The sequence below is a fragment of the Inquilinus sp. genome (assembly GCF_039594555.1).
Taxonomy (GTDB): Bacteria; Pseudomonadota; Alphaproteobacteria; order DSM-16000; family Inquilinaceae; genus Inquilinus.
The window spans coordinates 1-17,107 of record NZ_JBCNNF010000118.1; the positions used below are offsets into that span (position 1 = coordinate 1).

Here is a 17,107-nt window from a genome sequence, read left to right on the forward strand (position 1 = left end):
TTCGCCGCTAACGAGGCTGAACATGAAGAAAGAATATGGCGTAAAATAACTGCCCGGACAGGCTTCCGGGCCACCGGGCGCGGGCGAAACCGTCGGGAAAGTCGCGCTCCTGCCACAGCAGCTGCTTGGCCAGGCGATGGGCGCCGGGGTCGACCAGGCAGCCGGTCTCGGCGAAGCCCGGCCCTTCGGCGGCATAGGCCTCGTCCAGCCAGCCCGGCGCCGCGGCCTCGTAATCCATCATCGGCAGCACTGGGCCGGTTTCGTCCACCAGCACGCCGCTGGTGCCGTAGCCGGTGGCGACGAAGGCGGCCAGGCGGTGGCGCCGGGCCAGGTCGCCGAGCGCGCCCAGCAGCCAGGCCTCCACCGCCGCCAGGTCGACCTGCAGATAGGGAGGGCCCGGCCGCGACAGGTTGCGGGTGCGCACCGCCTCCAGCGCCGCGCCCTCCGGCGTCACCGCCAGCAGCTTCAGATTGGTTTTGCCGACATCGAGCACCGCGACGACGGACATGCGCTTCCCTGCCCTGCTTGTGGCTCTCCCCGTCGCCGGGGATGCCGCGGCAGTGTTACGCAAACCCCTCGTCGATGAATAGGTCCGACTTAGGGAACGCGGCCGGGCAGGGGAGGGCCATCGCTCCTTGAAACCGTCATGGCGAGGCGCGCAGCGCCGTGGCCATCCAGGGCGGCTCGTCCCGGCCCCTGGATGGCCACGCCCCTTCGGGGCTCGCCATGACGGTGAATGGTTGGCGCCGTCGGCGTCACTCCACCATCGCCCAGGCGAAGGGCTCGCCTCGCGCGAGGTCGCGGGTGGCGCGGCGGCCCAGCACCTCGGGCAGGTGCTTCGGCGCCAGGCCGTAGCCGGGGCGGATCGACCGCACATTCGCCTCGGTCAGCGTCTCGCCGGCCTTGACGTCCGCGGTGACGTAGAGCGAGCGGCGATAGACGATGTTGCCGGCCTCCGACCCCTTGAGGTCGTAGCGGATCCGGCCCAGCGCCGCCCAGGCGCCCTTGCAGTCCTCGACCAGCCGGGTGAACTCCGCCGGCTCCAGCGAGAAGGCGGAATCCGGGCCGCCATCGGCGCGGGCCAGGGTGAAGTGCTTCTCGATCACCGACCCGCCCAGCGCCACCGCGGCGACCGAGGCGGTGGTGCCCATGGTGTGGTCGGACAGGCCGCTGATCACGCCGAAGGTCTCGGCCAGGTTCGGGATGGTGCGCAGATTGGCGTCCTCCATCGGCGCCGGATAGGCGCTGATGCAGTGCAGCACCACCAGCCCGTCGGCGCCGCCCCGGCGCGCGGTGTCAATCACCTCCTGGATCTCGCCGAGATTGGCGAGGCCGGTGGAGATGATCATCGGCTTCTTCTTGCTGGCGATGTACTCGACCAGCGGCAGGTCCACCACCTCGAAGGACGCGACCTTGTAGGCCGGGGCGCCCAGCCCCTCCAGCAGGTCGACCGCGGTCTTGTCGAAGGGGGTGGAGAAGACGGTGATGCCGAGCTCCCGCCCCTTGGCGAACAGCGCCTCGTGCCAGTCCCAGGGGGTCGACGCCTCCTGGTACAGGTCGTACAGGCGCTGGCCGTCCCACAGTCCGCCCTTGATCCGGAACTGGTCGCCGTCATGGTCCAGGGTGATGGTGTCGGCGGTGTAAGTCTGCAGCTTCACCGCATCGGCGCCGGTGTTTTTCGCCGCCTCCATCATCTTCAGCGCCCGGGCCAGGTCGCCATTGTGGTTGCCCGACAGCTCGCAGATCACATAGGGCGGGTGGTCGGGGCCGATGCTGCGGCCGGCGATGGAAATCTCGTGCATGCGGGCAACCCTGATATGGCGCGGCTGAAACGGCGCCAGTTGAGCCCAGGCCGCAGCGGAATTCCAGTCCTTCCTCAGTGAGCGCCGCCCTGCATGGCCACGGCGCTGCGCCTCGCCATGACGGGAGGGTGGTCAGTGAGGCGTGACGAGCTTCAACCCGACGATCCCCGCCACGATCAGGCCGATGCAGGCCAGGCGGGCGACGTTGGCCGGGTCGCCGAACAGCCAGATGCCGAGGATCGCGGTGCCGACCGCGCCGACGCCGGTCCACACCGCATAGGCGGTGCCGATCGGCAGGTCCTTCAGCGCCAGGCCCAGCAGCAGCAGGCTGACGATCATCGCCGCCGCCGTCGCCACGCTCGGCCACAGGCGCGAGAAGCCCTCGGTGTATTTCAGGCCGACGGCCCAGCCGATCTCGAACAGCCCGGCGATGATCAGGATCACCCAAGCCATGACAGCAACTCCTCAGGATTGAAGGTCAGGCGGATCTGAGGTCAGGGGGCCGGCCGCGTCATCCCGGCCAGGCGCTGCAGCACCGCCGCCCGGTCGGCCGGGTCGACGGCGCTGATGCCGAACACCTCGTTCAGCCACAGCCCGTCCGCCGCCAGGCGGATGATGGCGGCCAGCACCGGGTCGATCCCATCCGCCTTCTGCCGGTCGACCCAGCCGGCATATTCCGCGGCATAGGGCGCCAGCAGCGCCGGGTCGTAGCCCAGGGCGGCGATCAGCGCGGCCTCGCGCATCGCGTCCCGGTCGTCCGGCGTGCCCGGCGGCGGGAAGGCGGCGCCGAGATAGGCGCGGGTCCAGCCGCCCGGCCCGCCATCCGCGGCGGCCAGCTTGTCCATCCGCTTCTGCATGCAGGCGCCGATCCGGGCGATCATGGCGCGGATCAGCGCCTCCTTGCTCTCGAAGTGATAGATCAGCCCGCCCTTGCTCAGGCCGGCGGCCTCGGCGACGGCGTCCAGCGTCAGGGCCGGGACGCCGCACTCCAGCACCACCTGCTCGGCGGCGGCCAGGATCCGGGTCTTGGTGTCGAGCGTGCTCATGAGGGTTACTGTACCGACTGGTCGGTATAGTCAGCAAGCGGTGGCGGGACATGGCCGCCATGCCATGATGGCGCATGGCCCATCGCAACCGCGTCACGCCCTTCGGCGAGATCGTCGCCGACCCCGCCCGCGGCACGATGCTGGGCAATCGTGGCGTGATCCACGACGCGGCGGGGCAGATCCGCCGGCCCTGGTCGACCACGCGCTGGATCTGCTGCCGGCTGGCGTTCAAGGGTCGCTGGCGGCCGGTGATGCAGCCGGACCGTTGGACCCATCTGTTCTTCCTGGACGAGGCGGTGGCGATCGCCGCCGGCCACCGCCCCTGCGCCGAATGTCGGCGCGAGGCCTACAACGCCTGGCGCGCCGCCTGGATGACGGCGCAGGGCCTGGAGGTCCCGCCGAGGGCCGAGGCGATGGATGCCGTGCTGCATCCCGCCCGCATCGACCCGGCCACCCGCTGTCAGCGGGTGGTGCCGCACCCGGCAGCGGGGCTGCCGGACGGGGCGATGGTGACCCTGCCCGGCGATCCCGGCGGCGCCTGGCTGGTTTTGGGCGGCGGGCTGCGTCGCTGGAGTCCGTCGGGCTATCGCGAGAGCCGGCCGATGCCCTCGGGCGAGGTCGGCCTGCTGACCCCGCTGCCCGGCCTCGCCGTCCTCGCAGCCGGCTACCGGCCCGAGCTGCATCCGTCGGCCGCCTAGTCCGGCTCGCCGCCCTCCGCCGCCACCGCCGCGAGCCAGCGGCGGATCACCGCCTCCTCCTCCGCCGTCAGTCCGGCTGCCAGCTGCTTCTCCAGCACCAGCACCCGCTCGCGGCAGCGGGCCAGCAGGGTCTGGCCGTTGTCGGTGATCTCCAGCGTCAGGATGCGGCCATGCACCGGGTGCGGCCGGCGCCGCACCGACCCGGCGCGCTCCAGATTGGCGATGATGACGCTGACCGTCTGCGGCGTCAGCACCGCCAGCCGCGCCACGTCGGCGCTCGACAGCCCGGGATAGGCGGCGATCATGGTCAGCGCCGTGAATTGCGGCGGCGTGACCTCCAGGTCGGCCAGGGCGCGCTCCATCCGCAGCCGGTACGCGCCGCCGGCCTGGCGCAGCAGATAGCCGAAATACCCGGCCTCGCCCCGCTTGCCCTCGCCCGGCCGCGGAATCTCAGGACCGCCATCCCGCTTGACCATGATATCAGTGCTCTTATATGTTATTCGTGCTCTGATATTATCCTGACTCTCCGGAAAGGGCCACCGCCATGTCGGCCGTGCCTGAGGCAGACACCCTGGATCTCCGCGCCGTCGAGGACGCGGCCGCCGTCGCCGCCTGCTGGCCGGTGATGCGCCAGCTGCGGCCGCATCTGGTCTCGGCGGAGCAGTTCGTGGCGCGCTGGCGCCTGCAGGCCGCGTCCGGCTACCGGCTGGCCGCGCTGTGGCGCGGCGATCGCCCGGTGGCGCTGGCCGGCTTCCGGGTGCAGGAGAACCTGGTCTACGGCCCGCATCTCTATGTCGACGACCTGGTCACCGACGAGGCCGAGCGCGGCGGCGGCCACGGCGCCCGGCTGATCGCCTGGCTGGCGGGGGAGGGCAAGGCCTTCGGCTGCGCCCGGCTGGTGCTCGACACCCCGCTGACCAATGTGCTGGGCCACCGCTTCTATTACCGCTGCGGCCTGCTCGCGACCGCGCTGCGCTTCGGCCTGCCGCTGGAGTGAGGCGGGCTCCGCTCCCAAGGAGGACATCATGACGTCCAGGATCTTCCTCGCCGGCGCCAGTGGCGCTATCGGTCGCCGCCTGGTGCCGCTGCTGCGCGACGCCGGGCACGAGGTGTTCGGCACCACCCGCGACCCGGCCAAGGCCGACACGCTGCACCGGCTCGGCGCCGAGCCGGTGGTGGTCGACGTGTTCGATGCGGCGGCCCTGTCCGACGCCGTGGCGGCAGCGCGGCCGCAGGTGGTGATCCACCAGCTGACCGACCTGCCGCCCGGCCTCGACCCCGCCCGCATGGCCGAGAGCGTGCCGCGCAACGCCCGCATACGCAGCGAAGGCACCCGCAACCTGGTCGCCGCGGCGCGGGAGGCCGGGGTCCGCCGGCTGATCGCCCAGAGCATCGCCTGGGTCTACGCCCCCGGCACGCCGCCCTATGCCGAGGACCACCCGCTCGACCGGTCGGCCGACAGCCCGCGCCGGGTCAGCATCGACGGCGTGGCGGCGCTCGAGACCCAGGTGCTGAACACCCCGCCGCTGCAAGGCCTGGTGCTGCGCTACGGCCAGCTCTACGGCCCGGGCACCGGCGTGGGCGCGCCGCCGGCGCCGGGCGCGGTGCATGTCGACGCGGCGGCGCAGGCGGCGCTGCTGGCGGTCGATCGCGGCCGGCCCGGCATCTTCAACGTGGCGGAGCCCGGCGGCCCGGCCCTGGTCGAGAAGGCGGTGCGGGAGCTCGGCTGGGACGCCGGCTTCAAGCTGCCCGGGTAAGGAGGGGACGATGTCGGCCTTTCATCCCGGCCCGCTGCCGGCGCGGCTGATGGCGCTTGTGGCCGGCGGCGCGGTCCTGGTTGCCGCCGGGGCGCTGCTGGTCGCCCGGTCCGGCAACCCGCCCGCCGAGGCCCCGGCCAGCTCCGTGATGCCCGGTCACGCCCACGCCGAATCCGCGGCCGGTGCCGCGCCGACCAGCCGGCCGGCCTCGGTGGTCAAGCCGGTGTCCTGCGAGGCGCTGCCGAACGTGCCGGGAAAGTCGATCACCACGGTCACGGTCGACTTCCCGCCGGGTGCCTATACCCCGGCGCACCGCCATCCCGGCTCGGTCACCGCCTATGTGATCAAGGGTGCGGTGCGCTCGCAGATGGCCGGCGGTCCACCGCAGGTCTACGGCCCCGGCACCAGCTGGTTCGAGCCGCCGGGGGCGCTGCACATGTTCGCCGAGAATGCCAGCGCCGCCGAGCCGGCGCAGATCCTCGCCGTCTTCGTCGCCGACGACAATTGCGGCCCGCTGGTGATCCCGGAGAAATAGGCCGATGCGGCCTGGCGTCAGCCCGCCATCGACAGGAAGGCGCGGCGTCCCTCGACCAGGGTGGCGACAACATCGGGCCGCGGGGCGCTGTCCGGCCCGGGATCGACCAGCAGCAGGTCGGCCCGGCGGCCGATCTCGATCCGGCCGCGATCGGCAAGGCCGAGGGCTTCGGCCGGGTTGGCGGCGACCAGGTCCCAGGCGCGCTCCAGCGGCAGCACGCTTTCGCCGACCAGGCGGAAGACCGCATGCAGCGGCGCCGGGTAGTAGTAATCCGAGGTCAGGATGCTGCACAGGCCGGCGCCGACCAGCTCGGCGGCGGACGGGTTGCCGGCCTTGTGGCTGCCGCCGCGCAGGACGTTGGGTGCGCCCATGACGACATGCTCGCCCCGGGCTCGGGCGTCGGCGGCGACCGCGCGCGCCAGCGGGAATTCGGCGATGCGGGCGCCCAGCGCCCGGTAGCGCGCCCGCGTCGCGAGGTCGGCATCGTCATGGCTCAGCATCGGCACGCCCGCCGCCGCGGCCATGCCGGCCAGTGCGGTGACCGTGGCGTCCAGCTCCGCGGCGCGCTCGCCGACCCGGCGCATCAGCGCACGGAACGCGTCGACTGTCAGGCCGGTGCGCCCGGGATAGCGGGCCGCCTTCTCCGGATTCGCCAGATCCTCCTCGATATCGGCCAGATGGTCGTTGAAGGCGACCACGCCGATGGTGCCGTCGGCGATCAGCGGCGCCACCTCCGCCAGGCCGTCATGGTTGTGCACCTCGAAGCGCAGATGCAGGTGGGTGTCGCAGCGCAGCCGGCCGCGCAGGCCGCGCAGCGCTTCCGCCAGCGCCAGGAAGGTCTCGCGCCCTCGCAGGCCCGGCTCCCAGGAATAGGTGACGCCGTGCAGCGCCGTGGTGATGCCGAACCCGGCCATCACCCGGTCCGCTTCGTCCAGTGCCAGCGCGGTCGGGAACCGCACGCCGGGCCGCGGCATCAGCGAGCGCTCGAAGGCGTCGCCATGCAGGTCGATGATGCCCGGCAGCAGCAGCCGGCCGCGGCCGTCGATCCGTGCGTCGGCGCCGCGGCCTTCCGACCCCGCGATCTCGGCGATGCGGCCGGATTCGATGCGGACCACCGCCTCCTCGAGGCGCCCGCCGACCAGCACCCGCGCGCCGGTGATGGTCAGGGCGGGCGCCGGCGCCGCGGTCGGGGCGGGTAGGGCGGCGATATCGGCCGGTCGGTCGTTCATCATGGAGCCTTCGGAAACGTCGGCCTGGGTGCGGCGTATGGCGGGCGCCCAGACTTAGCCCTTCATTATGGCAGCTTTCTTACAGCCGTCCCGGTCCGGGCCGAAACGCGGCGGCGCAGGGCGCGCATGCCGGCCATCAATCCGCCATCGGCTGCGCTAGACTGGCGGCATGGCAGCGACTCGGAGCATCTGGCGGAAGGTGGCGATCGGGGCGGGGGCGTTCGTCGTCCTCGCCGCGCTCGTGGTCGGCGCTGCCTTCTGGCTCGACGCCCGCTACCCGCCGGCGCTCGGCCGCTATCTCGACCGCTCGACCATCGTCCTCGACAAGGACGGGCAGCTGCTGCGCGCCTTCACCGCGCGGGACGGCACCTGGCGGCTGAAGGCGACGGTCGACGACGTGTCGCCGCTCTACCTCGCCTTGCTGCAGGCCTATGAGGACAAGCGCTTCCGCGAGCATCTCGGCGTCGACCCGCTGTCCACCGCCCGCGCCTTCGGCCAGATGGTGCGGCATGGCGGCGTCGTCTCCGGCGCCTCGACCCTGACCATGCAGGCCGTGCGCCTGCTGGAGCCGCGGCCGCGCACCCTCGGCTCCAAGCTGATCGAGATGGCGCGGGCGCTGCAGCTGGAGATGCACTACTCCAAGGACGAGATCCTCGGCATCTACCTCACGCTCGCCCCATTCGGCGGCAATCTCGAAGGCGTCCGCGCCGCCTCCCTGGCCTATTTCGGCAAGGAGCCGAAGCTGCTGACCCCGGGCGAGGCGGCGCTCCTGGTGGCGCTGCCGCAATCGCCCACCCGGCTGCGGCCCGACCGCTTCCCGAAATCGGCGCGCTGGGCTCGCGACCGGGTGCTGATGCGCGTCGCCGCCGCCGGGGCGCTGGACCCGCAGGCGGCGCGCGAGGCGACCGAGCAGCCGACCCCGACCACCCGGCAGCCGCTGCCGTTCCGGGCGCCGCACCTGGCCGAGCGGCTGCTGGCCGGGAACCGGCAGGAGGAGGTGCTGCGCAGCACCATCGACGGAAGGCTGCAGGCGGGGCTGGAGGAGCTGGCCGACCGGTCGCTGCGCGGCCTCGACGCCAGCAGCAACCTGGCGGCGGTGGTGGTGGAGAACGCGACCGGCCGGGTGGTCGGCTATCTCGGCTCCGGCACCTTCTTCGAGGAGCGGCGCGACGGCCAGATGGACCTGGCCCGCGCCGTGCGCTCGCCGGGCTCGGCGCTCAAGCCCTTCATCTACGGCATGGGGTTCGAGGACCGCATCATCCTGCCGGAGACGGTGGTGCTGGACCTGCCGATGCGCTTCGGCGACTACGCGCCGACCAATTTCGACCCCGGCTTCTCCGGCGAGGTCTCGGTGCGCGAGGCGCTGCAGCGGTCCCTGAACATCCCGGCGGTGCAGATGCTGGACCATGTCGGCCCGGCCCGTTTCGCCGCAAGGCTGCGCCAGGCCGGCGCGCCGCTGCGCTTCGACGACCCGACGGTGCTGCCCAGCCTGGCGGTGGCGCTGGGCGGCGGCGGGACCACGCTGCTCGACCTCGTCCGCCTCTATGCCGGCATCGCCCGCGGCGGCATCGTGCCCGACCTGGTCTGGCGCGCCGGCGACCCGTCTTCTGGCAATGACGGGCCGCGCATCCTCGACCCCTCCGCCGCCTGGTACGTCACCGATATCCTGGCCTCGGCGCCGCCGCCGGTGGCGATGGCCGATCCCGGGCTGATGCGCGACGGCCGCCGCATCGCCTTCAAGACCGGCACCTCCTATGGCTTCCGCGACGCCTGGGCGATCGGCTTCGATGCCGAGCACACGATCGGTGTCTGGGTCGGCCGGCCGGACGGGTCGCCCAGCCCCGACCGCTTCGGTCGCAACACCGCGGCGCCGCTGCTGTTCCGCGCCTTCGCCCTGCTGCCGCCGCCAACCCGCGACGTGGTCGGCCCGGCGCCGTCCGGCACCCCGGTGCTGCGGGCGGAGGATCTGCCGCCGCGGCTGAAGCGGCTGGCCGCCGGCCCGGTGTCGCTGGCGCCGCTGCCGTCGCTGGCGGGGCTGGAGCCGCTGGTCATCGCCTTCCCGGCCGATGGCGCGGCGGTGGAGCGGCCGCAGGACGGCGACCGCTTCGGCTCGCTGTCCCTGGTCGCCACCGGCGGGCGCCGGCCGTTCCTATGGATGGTAGACGGCCGGCCGATCCCGTCCTCGCCGCTGAAGCGCGACGCCGACTGGACGCCGCCCGGGCCCGGCGCGGCGCAGATCACCGTGATCGACGCGACGGGGGCCACTGCGACGGCCAGAGTCTGGTTGCGCTGACCGCCTGACGCTTCCGCTCTGCTGCGCGAATTCCTGTCGGCTGCCCTGCGCTGGACCCATGGGTCCAGGATTTGCCTGCGTCGGTCAGGGACCATATAGTAAGGCAGTTTACAGTCAGGTCATTTAATCCCCATGAGCGAGATCAAGCCTCTCGTCAGCCTCTACACGCTGATCAAGGATCTGGACCAGCTGCTGCGCCGCCGCTTCGAGGAGCGGGTGCGCGCGGCCGGCCTCGACCTGTCCCGGCCGCAATACCGGGTGCTGATCATGCTCGACCGCAATCCCGGCGTCACCCAGGCGCGGCTGGCCGAGCTGCTGGACGTCGAGAAGATGACCGTCACCGGACTGATCGACCGGATGGAGAAGCGGGGCTGGGTCGAGCGCCGGCGGGACCCGAACGACCGGCGCGCCCATTCGCTGCATCTGCTGCCGTCCGCCCGGCCGATCGTCGACCAGCTCGAGGCCCTGATCGCGCAGTGGCAGGAGGACTACAACGCCCGGCTGCCGGCCGATGTCATGGTCCGGATGATCGGCGACCTGCAACTGCTGAAGACCAAGCTGACCTGCGATTCCGACGAACCGGCGGCCGATGCCGCCAAGCGGTGCTGACATGCCGGATGGTAGCAACGACACGAGCCTGAAATCCCCGCCGCAGCAGGCCAGCGGCACCCCCGCGCCGATCGTGCCGCCGCCGAAGCGGCGCCGTCGTGGCCTGCGCCTGCTGCTGCTGGGCGGCGTGCCGCTGGTCGTGGCCGTGGTCGGCGCCGTGCTCTACGCCATGGGCGGGCGCTACGCCGGCACCGACAACGCCTATGTCCATGCCGACACGGTGTCGATCGCGCCCGAGATCTCGGGCCGGCTGGTCGCCATCGACGTCGCCACCAACCAGCCGGTGCAAGCGGGCCAGGTGCTGTTCCACATCGACGACCGGGCGCCGCGCTATGCGCTGGAGCAGGCGGAGGCCGACATGCGCCAGGCCGCCTTTGACTTCCAGGGCATCAAGGCCAACCTGGTGGAGCAGCAGGCGACGCTGGACCAGGCCCATACCACCCAGGACTATCGCCAGAAGGACTTCGACCGGATCGCCGCGCTGTCGAAGAACGGCAACGCCTCGCAGTCGCAGCACGACGATGCCCGCCAGGCGCTCGACATGGCCAAAAGCGCCGTCGACGTCGCCCAGTCGCAGATCGGCATGACCCTGGCCAAGCTGGGCGGCAACCCCGACCTGGCGCTGGCCGACTATCCGCCCTACCGCCAGGCGCAGGCCCGGCGCGACCAGGCGCAGCTCGACCTCGACCACACCCAGGTCAAGGCGCCGTTCCCCGGCATCGCGGCCAAGGCCGATGCGGTGCTGCCCGGCGCCTATGTCACCGCCGGGTCGCCGGTGCTGGCGATCGTCCGCTCCGACAAGGTCTGGATCGATGCTAACCTGAACGAGACCGACCTGACCAACGTCAAGACCGGCCAGCCGGTCGAGGTCACGGTCGACACCTATCCGGGCGTCACCTGGCAGGGCAAGGTCGACAGCCTCAGCCCGGCGAGCGGCGCCGAGTTCTCGCTGCTGCCGCCGCAGAATTCCAGCGGCAACTGGGTGAAGGTGACCCAGCGCATCCCGGTGCGCGTCCTGGTCGACACCGCCGGCAAGCCGCAGCTGCGCGCGGGCATGAGCACCGAGGTCGCGATCGACACCGGCCATGCCCGCGGCCTGCCCTTCCTCGGAGGCACGGCGTTCGGAGCGCAGTGACATGGCAGCCCCAGGCGAATCCGTCCCCTACCGGGGGATGATCACGGTCTGCGTGATGCTGGCGACCATCATGCAGGCGCTCGACACCACCATCGCCAACATCGCGCTGCCCTACATGCAGGGCAACCTCGGGGCCAACCAGGACCAGATCAACTGGGTCCTGACCTCCTACATCGTCGCCGCGGCGATCATGACGCCGGTCACCGGTGCCCTGGTCAGCCGGATCGGCCGCAAGAACCTGTTCATCATCTCGGTGATCGGCTTCGTCGTCGCATCGGTGTTGTGCGGCTTGGCCCAGAACGTCACCGAGATCGTGGGGTTCCGGCTGCTGCAGGGCGTGTTCGGCGCGCCGCTGGTGCCGCTGTCCCAGGCCACGGTGATCGACATCAACCCGCCGGAGCGGCGCGGCCAGGCCATGGCGATCTGGGGCGTCGGCGTCATGGTCGGCCCGATCCTCGGCCCCGTGCTCGGCGGCTGGCTGACCGACCATTATTCCTGGCGCTGGGTGTTCTACATCAACGTGCCGATCGGCGCCCTGGCGCTGGCCGGGATGTGGATCTTCATGTCGGACAGCGGCAAGCAGGCGGCCAAGCGCTTCGACTGGCTGGGCTTCGCCTTCCTCAGCCTCGGCATCGGCGCGCTGCAGATGATGCTCGACCGCGGCCAGGACCAGGACTGGTTCAACTCGCTCGAGATCATCATCGAGCTGGTGCTGGCGGTGCTCGGCTTCTATCTCTTCGTCATCCACCTGCTGACGGCGGACGCGCCCTTCGTGCGGCCGGCGCTGTTCACCGACCGCAACTTCGTGGTGGCCATGGTGGTGATGGCGATCGTCGGGTCGCTCTACTACTCGATCATGGCCCTGGCGACGCCGTTCCTGCAGAACATGCTGGGCTATCCGGTGGTGACCGCCGGCCTGGTGATGGGCCCGCGCGGCATCGGCACCATGGCGGCGATGATGGTGGTGGGCCGCCTGATCGGCAAGGTCGACACCCGCATCCTGCTGCTGACCGGGCTGGCGATGATCATCGGCTCGCTGTGGCGGATGAGCGGCTACAACCTCGACATCTCGCAGACCGAGTTCATGATCGACGGGCTGGTGCAGGGCGCGGGGCTGGGCCTCGTCTTCGTGCCGCTGTCGACCATGGCCTTCTCGACCCTGCCGCGGCTGTACCTGGATGAGGGCGCGGGCATCTACAGCGTGTCACGCAACCTCGGCAGCTCGATCGGCATCTCGATCGTCACCGCGCTTTTGACCCGCAACATCCAGACCAACCACCAGCTGCTGGGCGAGCATGTCACCGCCTTCAGCCCGGCGGTGCAGCAGCTGCCCGACATGATGTCGCCGGCCACCCTGACCGGCCGGGCCATGGTCGACCAGATGGTGAACCAGCAGGCCTCGCTGATCGCCTATATCGACGATTTCAAGCTGCTGATGGTGCTGGCGATCGCCGCGATCCCGCTGCTGATCCTGCTGCGCAAGCCGAAGGGCGGCGGCGGCGCGCCGGCGGTGTCGGTGCATGCGGATTGAGGGCGTGGAGAAGCCTCAACCCTTGGAGCTGGTACTACTGAGTAGTATAGTGACGGCAGGAGGCTACTCATGACCGTCAAGACCTCGATCTCGCTGACCGATGACCAGGAGGCCTATGCCCGTGGCTTGGTGGACAGCGGCCAGTATCCGAGCCTCAGTGCCGTGCTTCAGCGCGGCCTCGACATGCTGCGTCGTGACAACGAGATGCAAGACGCCGAGCTCCAGGCCCTCCGGGCGCTGATCGATCAGCGCCGGGCGGGACCCTTTGTGGACCTGGATGAGGGCGAGGCGGAGACCCGGGCGATGCTGCAGCGGAAACGGAAGGCGCGTGCGCCGCTATAGGGTTCGCCGCGCGCCCGGCGTCACGCGGGACCTTGACTTGGTCGAGGACCATCTGGTCCGGGTCTACCAGGATCTGGGAGACGACGTGGTGGACGCGGTCGAACGCGCCGCTTCTCGGATCGGCGACGCGCTCGCCTATATGCGGACCTTCGAAACCCACCCGCATCGGGGCACCGAGCATCCACGCCTCCGGCCCGGCATCCGCACCGTGACCGATAAGGGCTTCGTCTTCTACTTCGAGATCGACGAGCCGAGGTCGGAAGTCAGGATCCTGGCCACCTTTTTCGGGAGCGCCGACCACAGGCGGCAGATCCTGGATCGGCTCCAGCCCTGAACACTGCTCTCTACCCGTTGAACACCAGCCGGTACTTGGCGAAGCCGTCGCCGGCGTCGCCCATCGGCTCGATGCCCAGGCCGGGCGGCGTTGCCGCCTGGGCCGCGGCCGGGGCGCTGGCGAAGGTCACGATCGCGGTCTTCGGCAGCGGCACGAAGCTCCAATTGCCGTCGGCGGTCGGGTTGATCTTGCCCTGCTCGTGGATGAAGCGCACCAGCACGTCGCGGTTGGTGTCCGGCGCCTCGACGACGATGTTCTTGCCGTCCAGCCCCGGGAAGCTGCCGCCGCCCCCGGCGCGGTAGTTGTTGGTGACGACCACGAACTCCTGCTTGTCGTCGATCGGCTTGCCCTCGAACGACAGGTCGACGATGCGGCGGGCGTCCGGCGCCACCAGCTTGCCGTCGCCGTCGTAGCGCGAGGGCTGTGTGAGGTCGATCCGGTAGGTCACGCCGTCGATCACGTCGAAATTGTAGGACGGGAAGGACGGGTCGATCAGCGCCTGCTCCTCCGCCTTCGCCGGGTCGATCCGGTTGAAGATGCCGGCCGACCGCTCCAGCCATTCCCGCACGATGGCGCCGGAGACGCGCACCGCCCGCACCGTGTTCGGATACAGGTACAGGTCGGCGACGTTCTTGATCGCGATCGGCCCCGCCGGGACGCTGGTGTAATAGTCCGGCCCACCGCGGCCGCCGGCCTTGAACGGCGCCGCGGCCGACAAGAGCGGCAGCCCGGCTGCCGGCGTGCCGGCCAGCAGCGGGGCGGCGTACCAGAGCTGGGCCTGGCTGACGATCTGCACCGACGGGTCGTCCGCCACCAGGGCGAAGTAGCTGGTGATCGGGGCGGTGATCTCGCCCACCGGCTGGCGGACATAGGCCAGGGTGGCGTCATGCTCCGGCTGCGCCGCCGCCAGCACCTCGGCCTTCGACTCGACCAGAGGCACCACCTTGCGGTCCTTGCGCTCGTAGATCGGCCGGGCCTCGGTCTTGAAGGCCGCGACCTTCCAGGCCGCGCCGTCGCGCTGCAGCTCCAGGTCGATGATGCCGAGATGGCTGCCCCAGAACCCGGCCATCACCGCCGGGATGCCGTGCAGCGTACCGCGCTCCGCATCCACGCCGTCGATGCCGGCGAAGTCGGGGCCGGGGAACACCCGGTGCTGGTGGCCGGTCAGGATCACGTCGATGCCCGGCACCTCGGCCAGGAACAGGGCGGCGTTCTCCTCGCCGCCCTCGCGCGGGCCGCCGGCGATGCCGGAATGGCACAGCGCCACCACCAGCTCGGCGCCGGCCTTTCGCAGCTCCGGCACGTATTTCTTCGCCGCGTCGACGATGTCGGTGGTGGTGACATGGCCTGCGAGATGGCCCTGGTCCCACTGCATGATCTGCGGCGGCACGAAGCCGATGACGCCGATCTTTACCGGCACCGCGGCGCCGCGATCGTCCTTCAGCGTCCGCTCCAGGATCTTGTACGGCGCCAGGTACGGGCTGCCGTCGGGCTTCAGCAGATTGGCGCAGACCAGCGGGAAATTCGCCCCCTGCATCATCGCGCGGCCGAGATAGTCGAGGCCGTAGTTGAACTCGTGGTTGCCCATGGTGCCGCAGTCATAGGCCAGCAGGTTCATGGCCTTGACGATCGGGTGCACCGCGCCGCCGTCCAGCCCCTGCTGATAGGCGACGTAGTCGCCCATCGGATTGCCCTGGATCACGTCGCCATTGTCGAACAGCAGGACATTGGCCGCCTCGGCCCGGGCGGCGGCCAGCACCGTCGCGGTGCGGGCCAGGCCCATCGTGTCGTCGCCCTTGTCGCGGTAGTAGTCGTAAGGGAAGACGGCGACATGCAGGTCCGTCGTCTCCAGGATCCGCAGCTTCAGCCTCGGCGCCGCGGCCCGCAACGGGGCGGGGGCCAGGCCGATCGCGGCGGCGGCGACGCCCGCCCTCAGGGTGGTGCGGCGGGTCAGACGGTCAGGCATGCGGCGCTCCTGCAGCTGGGACGCGGCAGTCTAGAGCGAAGCCGGTGACAGTTCCTAGGCCCGCGGGCGGCAACGCCTCGCACCACGGAGGACACGACCTATTCCCCAGTATGGCTCGTCCTCTCCCCCGACCCAATCGACCACGAACACGCCCCGCCATAGCGTCGCCGGTGCCGTGTTCAAGGCGATCAGCAGGAGACAGAGATGAGCCCGGACAGCATCCTACACCCCGGTCGGCCGGGGGCTGACGAGCTGGTTCCGTCGCGCTATGCGCTGCGGGTCGGCGAGATCGACGTCATGGTGGTCAGCGACGGAGTGATCTCGATCTCGGCCGAGGCGATGGCCACCAATGCCGACCCGGCCGTCCGCTCGGCCTGGCTGCGCGAGAGGCTGCAGCCCGAGGTGATGGATTGGGCGCTGAACGAGGTCGTGGTCCGCAGCGGCGGCCGGACGATCCTGATCGACTCCGGGCTGGGGATGGAGGCTCCGAACTTCCCGCGCACCGGGCGGTGGTCGTCGCGGCTGGAGGCCGCGGGCATCGATCTCGCCTCCGTGACCGACGTGGTTCTCACCCATATGCATTTCGACCATGTCGGCGGGCTGCTCGTCGACGGGGTGCAGGACCAGCTGCGTCCGGATCTGCGGATCCACGTATCGGCCGCCGAAGCCGAGTTCTGGCAGGCGCCCGATTTCTCCCGCACCGCCATGCCGGGGCCGCTGGCGGACATGATCCGGTCGGCCGCCAAGCGGTTCCTGGACCAGTATGGCGGCAGGCTGCAGACCTTCGAGACGGACCATGAGGTGGCGCCGGGCGTGGTCGCCACCCGCACGGGCGGCCACACCCCCGGGCACAGCATGGTCCGCCTGGCCTCCGGCGGCGACCGGCTGACCTTCGTCGGCGACGCCGTGCTGCCGCACGGGTTCGACCACCTCGAATGGCACAACGGCTTCGAGCACGACCCCGAGGAGGCGGTCCGCGTCCGCGGCCGGCTGCTGCGGGAGCTGGCGGCGAGCGGCGAGCCGATCCTGGGCACCCATCTGCCGTTCCCGTCGGTCTGCCGGGTGGCGGCGGTCGGCAGCGGCTACCGCTGGGTGCCGAGCCTCTGGGGTTACTGACCGCCTGTCGGGTCGGGGCCGGACGACCGCGGGGATTTCGATGACCGGTCGATCTAGGGTCCGATCGCCGTTGCCGCGCCGGGCGGGGCGTGGGCCGCCCCGCCCGGCGCGCCGGTCAGGATTCGGTGGTGTCCTCGGTCGGCGCGGTCGGACCGTTCTTCTTGATCGACTCGATCGCGTTCTTGGCCGAGGCCTTGCTGGAATAACCTTCGGTCGAGAAGATCACCTCGGAGTTGTACTTGAACTGTACCCGGAACTCGCCGGCCTTGTCCTTGTAGATGACAAACTTATGCGCCATGGATCGTCTCCCCTCCGGGTTTGAGACATTCGCCCGGCAGTTTGACCGCGATATCCCAATAGTCGCAAGCCGCTTTGTTGAGGGCGGCAAGTCCTGCGGCGGTTACGGCTGCAGCGCATTGCCCCCGATCCGTAGCCGAGGTGTAACCGCGCCGACCGAAGGTGGCGGCATCGGACATCTCGGAGCGCGTCATGGGCGGTGTTTCCCCGGAAGCCATCGAATCGGTCCAGCAGCTTGCGGACACCTGGTCGAGGGTCGTGCACGACCGCGGCACCGGTGACGTGGCGGACCCGCCGGGCATGGCAATCCGCTGGGCCGACAGCCTGTTCCCGTTCTGGAACTGCATCACCTTCACCGACCGGAACTGCAGCGGCGCGCTGCTGGAAGAGCGCTTCGCCGACGCCGCAGCCTATATG

General features: G+C 70.7%; 20 protein-coding genes. 12 read left to right on the plus strand and 8 right to left on the minus strand.

The annotated features are described in order from the left end of the window. Positions 1 to 7 precede the first annotated feature (7 nt). The 4 genes from ABDW35_RS14605 to ABDW35_RS14620 all read right to left on the minus strand — a co-directional run bounded on the left by ABDW35_RS14605 (position 8) and on the right by ABDW35_RS14620 (position 2,848). Complete coding sequence (locus tag ABDW35_RS14605) at positions 8 to 508, minus strand: hypothetical protein (RefSeq protein WP_343714606.1); 501 nt, start codon at positions 506 to 508, stop codon at positions 8 to 10. Positions 509 to 755: 247 nt separating this feature from the next. Continuing rightward, the gene (gene pseI / locus ABDW35_RS14610) at positions 756 to 1,802 is read right to left on the minus strand and encodes a pseudaminic acid synthase (protein ID WP_343714607.1); all 1,047 of its coding nucleotides are present in this window, start codon (positions 1,800 to 1,802) and stop codon (positions 756 to 758) included. Positions 1,803 to 1,934: 132 nt separating this feature from the next. Beyond that, entirely contained in the window at positions 1,935 to 2,255 is a 321-nt protein-coding gene (gene sugE, locus ABDW35_RS14615; RefSeq protein WP_343714608.1) for a quaternary ammonium compound efflux SMR transporter SugE, read from the minus strand. A gap of 41 nt (positions 2,256 to 2,296) precedes the next feature. Beyond that, positions 2,297 to 2,848, minus strand: a complete 552-nt coding sequence (locus ABDW35_RS14620) for a TetR/AcrR family transcriptional regulator (RefSeq protein WP_343714609.1) — start codon at positions 2,846 to 2,848, stop codon at positions 2,297 to 2,299. 74 nt (positions 2,849 to 2,922) lie between these two features. Between ABDW35_RS14620 and ABDW35_RS14625 the strand changes: the two genes are divergently transcribed. After that, positions 2,923 to 3,546, plus strand: a complete 624-nt coding sequence (locus ABDW35_RS14625) for a hypothetical protein (RefSeq protein ID WP_343714610.1) — start codon at positions 2,923 to 2,925, stop codon at positions 3,544 to 3,546. Here the strand turns inward: ABDW35_RS14625 and ABDW35_RS14630 are convergent. Continuing rightward, positions 3,543 to 4,022 (minus strand): MarR family transcriptional regulator, encoded by a 480-nt coding sequence (locus ABDW35_RS14630; protein WP_343714611.1) that lies wholly within the window; start codon positions 4,020 to 4,022, stop codon positions 3,543 to 3,545. The genes ABDW35_RS14625 and ABDW35_RS14630 overlap by 4 nt on opposite strands. A gap of 68 nt (positions 4,023 to 4,090) precedes the next feature. Here ABDW35_RS14630 and ABDW35_RS14635 point away from each other — a divergent pair, with 68 nt between their 5' ends. The 3 genes from ABDW35_RS14635 to ABDW35_RS14645 are packed head-to-tail and all read left to right on the plus strand — an operon-like array spanning position 4,091 to position 5,838. Continuing rightward, positions 4,091 to 4,543: a GNAT family N-acetyltransferase gene (locus ABDW35_RS14635; RefSeq protein ID WP_343714612.1), complete on the plus strand. Its 453-nt coding sequence runs from the start codon at positions 4,091 to 4,093 to the stop codon at positions 4,541 to 4,543. Between the two features lie 28 nt (positions 4,544 to 4,571). Next, positions 4,572 to 5,303 carry an NAD(P)-dependent oxidoreductase gene (locus ABDW35_RS14640; protein ID WP_343714613.1) on the plus strand — a complete coding sequence of 244 codons (732 nt, stop codon included), beginning with the start codon at positions 4,572 to 4,574 and terminating at the stop codon, positions 5,301 to 5,303. A gap of 10 nt (positions 5,304 to 5,313) precedes the next feature. After that, positions 5,314 to 5,838, plus strand: coding sequence for a cupin domain-containing protein (locus tag ABDW35_RS14645; protein ID WP_343714614.1), 525 nt, complete (start codon positions 5,314 to 5,316; stop codon positions 5,836 to 5,838). A gap of 17 nt (positions 5,839 to 5,855) precedes the next feature. Here the strand turns inward: ABDW35_RS14645 and ABDW35_RS14650 are convergent, their stop codons facing one another. Further along, positions 5,856 to 7,070, minus strand: coding sequence for an alpha-D-ribose 1-methylphosphonate 5-triphosphate diphosphatase (locus tag ABDW35_RS14650; RefSeq protein ID WP_343714615.1), 1,215 nt, complete (start codon positions 7,068 to 7,070; stop codon positions 5,856 to 5,858). A 166-nt stretch (positions 7,071 to 7,236) separates the two neighbouring features. Between ABDW35_RS14650 and pbpC the strand changes: the two genes are divergently transcribed. From pbpC to ABDW35_RS14680, 6 genes are all read left to right on the plus strand, one after another. Continuing rightward, positions 7,237 to 9,360: a penicillin-binding protein 1C gene (pbpC, locus tag ABDW35_RS14655; RefSeq protein WP_343714616.1), complete on the plus strand. Its 2,124-nt coding sequence runs from the start codon at positions 7,237 to 7,239 to the stop codon at positions 9,358 to 9,360. A 132-nt stretch (positions 9,361 to 9,492) separates the two neighbouring features. After that, positions 9,493 to 9,969, plus strand: coding sequence for a MarR family transcriptional regulator (locus ABDW35_RS14660; protein ID WP_343714617.1), 477 nt, complete (start codon positions 9,493 to 9,495; stop codon positions 9,967 to 9,969). Between the two features lies 1 nt (position 9,970). Next, the gene (locus ABDW35_RS14665; RefSeq protein ID WP_343714618.1) at positions 9,971 to 11,104 is read left to right on the plus strand and encodes an HlyD family secretion protein; all 1,134 of its coding nucleotides are present in this window, start codon (positions 9,971 to 9,973) and stop codon (positions 11,102 to 11,104) included. 1 nt (position 11,105) lies between these two features. Further along, the gene (locus ABDW35_RS14670; protein WP_343714619.1) at positions 11,106 to 12,635 is read left to right on the plus strand and encodes a DHA2 family efflux MFS transporter permease subunit; all 1,530 of its coding nucleotides are present in this window, start codon (positions 11,106 to 11,108) and stop codon (positions 12,633 to 12,635) included. A 69-nt stretch (positions 12,636 to 12,704) separates the two neighbouring features. Then, complete coding sequence (locus tag ABDW35_RS14675; RefSeq protein WP_343714620.1) at positions 12,705 to 12,977, plus strand: type II toxin-antitoxin system ParD family antitoxin; 273 nt, start codon at positions 12,705 to 12,707, stop codon at positions 12,975 to 12,977. A 37-nt stretch (positions 12,978 to 13,014) separates the two neighbouring features. Beyond that, positions 13,015 to 13,311 (plus strand): hypothetical protein, encoded by a 297-nt coding sequence (locus ABDW35_RS14680; RefSeq protein WP_343714621.1) that lies wholly within the window; start codon positions 13,015 to 13,017, stop codon positions 13,309 to 13,311. Between the two features lie 10 nt (positions 13,312 to 13,321). Here the strand turns inward: ABDW35_RS14680 and ABDW35_RS14685 are convergent, their stop codons facing one another. After that, complete coding sequence (locus ABDW35_RS14685; protein WP_343714622.1) at positions 13,322 to 15,277, minus strand: bifunctional 2',3'-cyclic-nucleotide 2'-phosphodiesterase/3'-nucleotidase; 1,956 nt, start codon at positions 15,275 to 15,277, stop codon at positions 13,322 to 13,324. Between the two features lie 204 nt (positions 15,278 to 15,481). On the opposite strand from ABDW35_RS14685, the gene ABDW35_RS14690 reads away from it, so the two are divergent. After that, on the plus strand, positions 15,482 to 16,393 hold the full coding sequence (locus ABDW35_RS14690; protein WP_343714623.1) for an MBL fold metallo-hydrolase: 912 nt from the start codon (positions 15,482 to 15,484) through the stop codon (positions 16,391 to 16,393). 115 nt (positions 16,394 to 16,508) lie between these two features. Here the strand turns inward: ABDW35_RS14690 and ABDW35_RS14695 are convergent, their stop codons facing one another. Further along, positions 16,509 to 16,691, minus strand: coding sequence for a YegP family protein (locus tag ABDW35_RS14695; RefSeq protein WP_343714624.1), 183 nt, complete (start codon positions 16,689 to 16,691; stop codon positions 16,509 to 16,511). A 191-nt stretch (positions 16,692 to 16,882) separates the two neighbouring features. Here ABDW35_RS14695 and ABDW35_RS14700 point away from each other — a divergent pair. Further along, positions 16,883 to 17,107: hypothetical protein (locus ABDW35_RS14700; RefSeq protein WP_343714625.1), on the plus strand; the 225-nt coding region annotated here is incomplete at its 3' end.